At 64.2% G+C, this 6,965-nt stretch carries 6 protein-coding genes, 1 tRNA gene and 1 pseudogene; 7 read left to right on the forward strand and 1 reads right to left on the reverse strand.

Translation table 11 applies throughout. The features are described 5' to 3' along the window. Nucleotides 1-244: 244 nt before the first annotated feature. The 7 genes from BRAS3809_RS01330 (at nucleotide 245) to BRAS3809_RS01360 (ending at nucleotide 6,397) form a co-directional block, all read left to right on the forward strand. Nucleotides 245-382 carry a hypothetical protein gene (locus BRAS3809_RS01330; RefSeq protein ID WP_170323237.1) on the forward strand — a complete coding sequence of 46 codons (138 nt, stop codon included), beginning with the start codon at nucleotides 245-247 and terminating at the stop codon, nucleotides 380-382. 126 nt (nucleotides 383-508) lie between these two features. Next, a complete protein-coding gene (locus BRAS3809_RS01335) occupies nucleotides 509-2,086 on the forward strand; it encodes a 2-isopropylmalate synthase (protein ID WP_008960301.1) in 1,578 nt (525 codons plus the stop codon). 280 nt (nucleotides 2,087-2,366) lie between these two features. Next, nucleotides 2,367-3,404 (forward strand): TRAP transporter substrate-binding protein, encoded by a 1,038-nt coding sequence (locus BRAS3809_RS01340; protein WP_008960302.1) that lies wholly within the window; start codon nucleotides 2,367-2,369, stop codon nucleotides 3,402-3,404. A gap of 118 nt (nucleotides 3,405-3,522) precedes the next feature. Next, nucleotides 3,523-4,095 carry a TRAP transporter small permease gene (locus BRAS3809_RS01345; protein WP_008960303.1) on the forward strand — a complete coding sequence of 191 codons (573 nt, stop codon included), beginning with the start codon at nucleotides 3,523-3,525 and terminating at the stop codon, nucleotides 4,093-4,095. Next, nucleotides 4,095-5,378 (forward strand): TRAP transporter large permease, encoded by a 1,284-nt coding sequence (locus BRAS3809_RS01350; protein ID WP_008960304.1) that lies wholly within the window; start codon nucleotides 4,095-4,097, stop codon nucleotides 5,376-5,378. The genes BRAS3809_RS01345 and BRAS3809_RS01350 overlap by 1 nt, the downstream gene beginning before the upstream one ends. 149 nt (nucleotides 5,379-5,527) lie before the next feature. Beyond that, complete coding sequence (locus BRAS3809_RS01355; protein ID WP_008960305.1) at nucleotides 5,528-6,145, forward strand: Spy/CpxP family protein refolding chaperone; 618 nt, start codon at nucleotides 5,528-5,530, stop codon at nucleotides 6,143-6,145. A 176-nt stretch (nucleotides 6,146-6,321) separates the two neighbouring features. Beyond that, a tRNA-Lys gene (locus BRAS3809_RS01360) sits at nucleotides 6,322-6,397 on the forward strand. A gap of 173 nt (nucleotides 6,398-6,570) precedes the next feature. On the opposite strand, the pseudogene BRAS3809_RS37720 reads toward BRAS3809_RS01360, so the two are convergent. After that, nucleotides 6,571-6,835: pseudogene (locus BRAS3809_RS37720) on the reverse strand (IS5/IS1182 family transposase); the annotation flags it as partial. Nucleotides 6,836-6,965 lie beyond the last annotated feature (130 nt).

Consider the following 6,965-nt stretch of genomic DNA (forward strand, 5'->3'; position numbering starts at 1 on the left):
GCCAACGCTAGCGCGTTGGCGGCCTTGCCCGGGATGACACCGCTTGTTGGGAGAGCGGCATGTGGCGAGCGGCTTATGTGGCGAGCGGCGCGAGCCCGATGCCCCAATACGTCATGCCTCCTGACCCTTATTCGGCGTTGCGAGGCCCTTTCATTCCCGGTAAAAGCTCGGGCGAGGGCACCTCGGCAACACTCCGTCAATGGTTTTGCCGCACGATTTTCGTGTCTTCGCAAAGGGTTTGGCAATGCTGATTCGCAGCGCAGAGATCGAGGCCATCGCCGGGGCAGACGCCCGGTCGATCGCGCTCGCCTCGCTGTCCGCTCGCGGCCTGATTGGCTCGATTGCCGGCGCGCGCGAGCTTCTGCTTCTTAGCTGCCCCTGAGGGCCGGCTGGGCGGGATGCGCCTGGGCACTCAGGGGGCTGCTTCGACACCGAAACACCCTTCAGCGCCCCTTGTTCAGAGATCCTGACAGCCAGGCGCACCACCCGAAATCCGAGGAATCAGCCAATGTCCAATCCCGTCCAGTCCGACAAGGACCGCGTCGTCATTTTCGACACCACCCTGCGCGACGGCGAGCAGTGCCCCGGCGCCACCATGACCTTCGAGGAGAAGCTCAACATCGCGGCGATGCTGGACGACATGGGCGTCGACATCATCGAGGCCGGCTTCCCGATCGCCTCCGACGGCGACTTCGAGGCCGTCAACGAGATCGCCAAGCGCTCGAAGAACGCGGTGATCTGCGGCCTGTCGCGCGCCGGCGCCAAGGACATCGACCGCTGCGCCGAGGCGATCCGCCCGGCCAAGCGCGGCCGCATCCATACCTTCCTGTCCACCTCGCCGGTGCACATGAAGTACAAGCTGCAGATGGATCCGCAGCAGGTCTATGAGCTGGTCGTCTCCTCGGTGACGCGCGCGCGCAACCACACCGATGACGTCGAGTGGTCGTCGGAGGACGGCACCCGCACCGAGTTCGACTTCCTGTGCCGCTGCGTCGAGGCCGCGATCAAGGCCGGCGCCACCACCATCAACATTCCGGACACCGTCGGCTACGCCGTGCCGGAAGAGTATTACGACCTGTTCAAGCGGGTGCGCGAGACGGTGCCGAACTCCGACAAGGCGGTGTTCTCGGTTCACTGCCACAACGACCTCGGCATGGCGGTCGCCAACTCGATGGCCGGCGTGCGCGCTGGCGCCCGCCAGATCGAATGCACCATCAACGGGATCGGCGAGCGCGCCGGCAATGCGGCCCTGGAAGAGGTCGTGATGGCGATGCGCGTGCGCAACGACAAGCTGCCGTTCTGGAACAAGATCGACACCACGCAGCTGACCCATGCCTCGAAGGTGGTGTCGGCGGCGACCTCGTTCCCGGTACAGTACAACAAGGCCATCGTCGGCCGTAACGCGTTCGCCCATGAGAGCGGCATCCATCAGGACGGCATGCTGAAGAATGCGCAGACCTACGAGATCATGCTGCCGGAGACGGTCGGCGTGAAGCAGACCTCGCTGGTGATGGGCAAGCATTCCGGCCGCCACGCCTTCATCCACAAGCTGGAGGAGATGGGCCACAAGCTGTCGAGCAACCAGGTCGAGGACGCCTTCGTCCGCTTCAAGGCGCTCGCCGACCGCAAGAAGCAGATCTACGATGAGGACATCGAGGCGCTGATCGACGAGGGCATGGTGAGCGCGCATGACCGCATCAAGCTGCTGTCCTTGAGCGTGATCGCCGGCACCCGCGGCCCGCAGCGCGCGACCATGAAGCTCGACATCGACGGCGTCACCAGGATCGAGGAGAGCGAGGGCAACGGCCCGGTCGATGCGGTGTTCAACTGCATCAAGTCGCTGGTGCCGCACGAGGCCAAGCTGGAGCTGTACCAGGTCCACGCCGTGACCGAGGGCACCGATGCGCAGGCCGAGGTCTCGGTGCGCCTGTCGCAGGACGGCCGCTCGATGACCGCGCGCGCCGCCGATCCGGACACGCTGGTGGCCTCGGCCAAGGCCTATCTCGGCGCGCTGAACAAGCTGGTGATGAAGCGCCAGCGCGACGTCGCGCAGGGGCAGGGCGCATCGGCGGCCGCGGCGAGTTGACCCCGCCGGACGTCATTCCGGGGCAGCCGCGCCGGCGGCCGAACCCGGAATCCCGAGCCTGGCTTGCACCGGCTCCGACAATCCCGAGGTTCCGGGTTCGGCGTGATGCGCCGCCCCGGAACGACAGCCAAGGCGGCAGGCGCTTTTGCATCGCAGCACGGGAATCCCGTGCCTTCGGCTAACGGTCAATGGCGTTCCCGCCGTCGACCAGCTAACAATGTCCTTGGCATACAAGCGGGGGCGTCATTGCAATGCCCCCCGAAAACGTCGGGAGGCCACTTTGCGTCAATTCACACTTCGCCATTTCACCCTGGGCGGCTGGATCGCCACCGCGGCCTCGCTTGCGGTGATCGCGCTGAGCGGCCCGGCCGCGGCCGCTGACAATCCGATCGTGATCAAGTTCAGCCACGTGGTCGCTGCCGATACGCCGAAGGGCAAGGCCGCCGACAAGTTCAAGGAGCTGGCCGAGAAATATACCGGCGGCAAGGTCAAGGTCGAGGTCTACCCCAACTCCACGCTCTACAAGGACAAGGAAGAGCTCGAGGCGCTGCAGCTCGGCGCCGTGCAGATGCTGGCGCCGTCGAACTCGAAGTTCGGGCCGATCGGCATCCGCGAATTCGAGGTGTTCGATCTGCCCTACATCCTTCCGGACCTCAAGACGCTGCGCAAGGTGACCGATGGCCCGCTCGGCGCCCGGCTGCTCAAGCTGCTCGATTCCAAAGGCATGACCGGGCTGGCCTATTGGGACAACGGCTTCAAGCAGATGACCGCCAACAAGAAGCTGGTGCAGCCGTCCGACTACAAGGGCCTGAAATTCCGCATCCAGTCGTCGAAGGTGCTGGAGGCGCAGTTCCGCGCGCTCGGCTCGATCCCGCAGGTGATGGCGTTCTCGGAAGTCTACCAGGCGCTGCAGACCGGGGTGGTCGATGGTCAGGAGAACACCTGGTCGAACATCTACACCCAGAAGATGCACGAGGTGCAGAAGTTCGCGACCGTCACGAACCACGGCTACATCGGCTACGTCGTCGTCGTGAACAAGAAGTTCTGGGACGGCCTGCCCGCGGATGTCCGTTCGGCCTGCGAGAAGGCGATGAAGGAGGCGACGGAATACGGCAACGGCCAGTCGGCCAAGGAGAACGACGACGCGCTCGCCGAGATCAAGAAGAGCGGCAAGACCGAGATCGTGACGCTGACGCCCGAGCAGGACGAGGCGATGCGCAAGGCGATGATGCCGGTCTACAAGGACGTCGCCGGCCGCGTCGGTCAGCCCCTGATCGACGAATTCCTCAAGGAGACCGGCCGCAGCCCGATGAATTGAGCGCGCGCTCCGCCGTGCTCCCGTCGATGATCTCCGCGGCGGCGCCGCCGCGGAGCCGTGTTGGCCGGCCCGCGGCACGCGCCGTGCTCGGGCTCCCGCCGTTCTGCTGGGGACCTCAATGCTGCTTCGTATTCTCGACCGGCTCGAGGAGATCATCATCGCGAGCCTGATGGGGGCCGCGACGCTGATCACCTTCATCGCCGTGGCCCACCGCTTCCTGGTCGACGTTCCCGTCCTCTATCCCTACCTGTTCCAGATCAACCTGGCGTGGTCGCAGGAACTCTGCATCTACATGTTCATCTGGATGGCGAAGTTCGGCGCCGCCTATGGCGTGCGCACCGGCATCCATGTCGGCGTCGACGTCCTGATCAACCGGCTCAACGAGCGCTGGCGGAAGGGAGTGATCCTGTTCGGTCTGTTCGGCGGGGCGCTGTTCACGGCGATCGTCGGCACGATGGGCGCCAAATTCGTCATCGAGCTGATGCACACCGACCAGGTCTCGCCCGATCTCGAACTGCCGAGCTGGCTGGTCTATGCCTGCATTCCGCTCGGCTCCTACCTGATGTCGTTCCGCTTCATGCAGGTGATGTGGAGCTATTGGCGCGACGGCGAGCTGCCGCATCACGACGCCACCCATGTCGATGATATCGAGGTCAGCCCTAAGGCGCCGATCGCGCTGGGAGAAGCGTGATGAGCGCGGCGCTGATCTTCGGGCTGCTGTTCGCCCTGATGCTGACGGGCATGCCGATCTCGATCTCGCTCGGCCTGACCGTGCTGACCTTCCTGTTCACGATGACCGAGGTCCCGATCGAAAGCGTCGGCCTGAAGCTGTTCTCAGGCCTGGACAATTTCGGCATCATGGCGATCCCCTTCTTCATCCTGGCCGGCACCTTTCTGACGCGCGGCGGCGTCGCCCGCCGGATGATCGCCTTCACCACCTCGCTCGTCGGGCATCTTCCAGGCGGTCTCGGCCTCGCCGGCGTTGCGGCCTGCGCGATGTTCGCCGCCATCTCCGGCTCCAGCGTCGCCACGGTGGTGGCGATTGGTTCGATCATGATGCCGGCAATGGTGCAGTACGGCTATCCCAGCCGCTTCGGCGTCGGCGTCATCTCCACCTCCGGCGCGCTCGGCATCCTGGTCCCGCCGTCGATCATCCTGGTGCTGTACGGCGTCTCCACCAACACCTCGATCGGCGCGCTCTTCATGGCCGGCATCGTGCCGGGCATCATGCTCGCGCTGATGCTGGCCGCGGTCACCTGGTTCGTGGCCTGGCGCAACGGCTATCCGCGGATGAAGCGCGCGACGCTCGGACAGCAGTTCAAGGCGTTCCGCGAGAGCCTCTGGGGCCTCCTGCTGATCTTCATCGTGCTCGGCGGCATCTACGGCGGCATCTTCACGCCCACCGAGGCCGCGGCGGTGGCGGCGGTCTACGCGTTCTGCATCACCGTGTTCGTCTACAAGGAGCTGAAGCTCGTCGACGTGCCGAAAGTACTGCTGCAGGCCGCGAGCATGAGCTCGATGCTGCTCTACATCATCACCAACGCGGTGCTGTTCTCGTTCCTGATGACGCACGAGCAGATTCCGCAGGCGATGGCGGCCTGGATCATCGACAAGAACTTCTCGATCTGGATGTTCTTGCTGGTCGTGAACGTCATCCTGCTGCTCGCCGGCAACGTGATGGACCCGTCGTCGATCCTCCTGATCATGGCCCCGATCCTGTACCCGCTGGCGACCAAGCTCGGGGTGAACCCGGTGCATCTCGGCGTGCTGATGATCGTGAATACCGAGGTCGGCCTCTGCCATCCGCCGGTGGGACTCAATCTGTACATCGCATCCAGCATCGCGAAGATGGGCATCAGCGAGATCACGATCGCGGTGCTGCCGTGGCTGTGCGCGATGCTGATCTTCCTCGGGCTGATCACCTACATCCCGGAAATCTCGCTGTGGTTGCCGCACCTGTTGGGGATGCTGTGAGGCGCAGCAATGGAATGAAACCGAATTGCAAAAACAGAAAGGTATTTGAAGCAATTACATCTTCGTAAGGTCGTACACTCTGTCCAAACTGTAAGTTGAAGGCGCAGGTCGGCAGGCTCATGCTGATCCGGCTTTCCAAGGAGGTTGGCATGAGAACGTTCACCATTGCCGCTGTCGCCGTGCTCGCCATTGCCGGCTCGACCGCGGTCTACGCACAGCGCGGCTGGATCCATGATCACATGCATCACGTGCGCATGAATCCGGAAGACCGCGCGGCCATGCTCGATGCGCGCATCGCTTCGGTCCATGCCGGCCTGAAGCTGAACGCGGACCAGGAGAAGCTGTGGCCGCCGGTCGAGAGCGCGGTGCGCGATCTGGTCAAGCTGCGCTTCGACCGCGCCAATGCGCGGATGAAGGCGGCTGACGATGCGCAGGACAAGGACGTCGACCCGGTGGCGCGGCTGCGCGAGCATGCCGACACCATGGCCGCGACTGCGGACGCGATGAAGAAGGTCGCCGACGCCGCCGACCCGCTCTACAAGACCCTCGACGAGGGCCAGAAGCGGCGGCTGTCGATGCTGACCCGGCCGATGGGACGGATGATGGGACCCGACGGCCCGCGCCATCACCGCTGGATGGATCGCGGCGAGGGCGGCCCGGAGGGCCCGCGCTTCGGGGAGAACAGATTCGGCCCCGGCCCGATGGGCCATCCGCCGATGGATCGCATGGGCTGGTCCGACGACGAGCGCGACGCCGGCCGGCTCTGAAGATCGGTTAACGATCCCCCTGAATCCGCTGCGCTATTCGCCTGGGAAAAACCGCCGCCCGCCGGCGGTTTTTCTGCGTCGAAAATGCCGAAAAATCGTCAGGGATCGCTGGACATCCCGGAATCGCTTTGCTAAACGACCGGCTCTCGCGGAAGGCTTTCACCGGATGCAGATCCGGGCGCATAGCTCAGTTGGTAGAGCAGCTGACTCTTAATCAGCGGGTCCTAGGTTCGAGCCCTAGTGCGCCCACCAAGCCTTTCAAGGACTTATGCGGAAACACCGTTTGAGCTGGAAAACTAAAACGGTTTTTCAAACGGTGTTTTTCGACGTCCTGCTCTCAATAATTTGAAAAGCGCACCCGGGGACGTGCCGTTGGCGAGTCCCGATCTTCGGTGCTGTCCAGCCCCAATGTCTTTGAACGTTGAAACGCCGCGCGGCCGATCCGTGGTGTGGCCGCGATACCCCTTGTCGGCATAGACGCGCCCGTCAGCTTGTCGATCGCCTCAGTGACGCTGCGAGCGTATGGCCATCGTAGGAATTGCTGGGAAGCTACTGCATGTGGAGCGCGAACTGGCCGCCCGGCGCGCGCCCATTGGTGGTGACGATCGAGGCCCTGACGCCGAACTCGTGAGGCGCGGATGCCTCGCCCTTGCCGATGCATCCGATCTCCGGCGCGTGGAACGAATAGAGGTCTAGCCGGCTTGGCGCGATCGTGTCCCACAGAGTGGTGTAGCTGGCATGGTGGGTCACCGGGCAATTCCGGTGCGGGCCGAGCTGGTCAGCCTGCCACAGCGGGCAGTCCAGCAATGGGATTATCGCT

Origin of the sequence: Bradyrhizobium sp. STM 3809 (genome assembly GCF_000239795.1) — a bacterium.
Classification (GTDB): domain Bacteria; phylum Pseudomonadota; class Alphaproteobacteria; order Rhizobiales; family Xanthobacteraceae; genus Bradyrhizobium.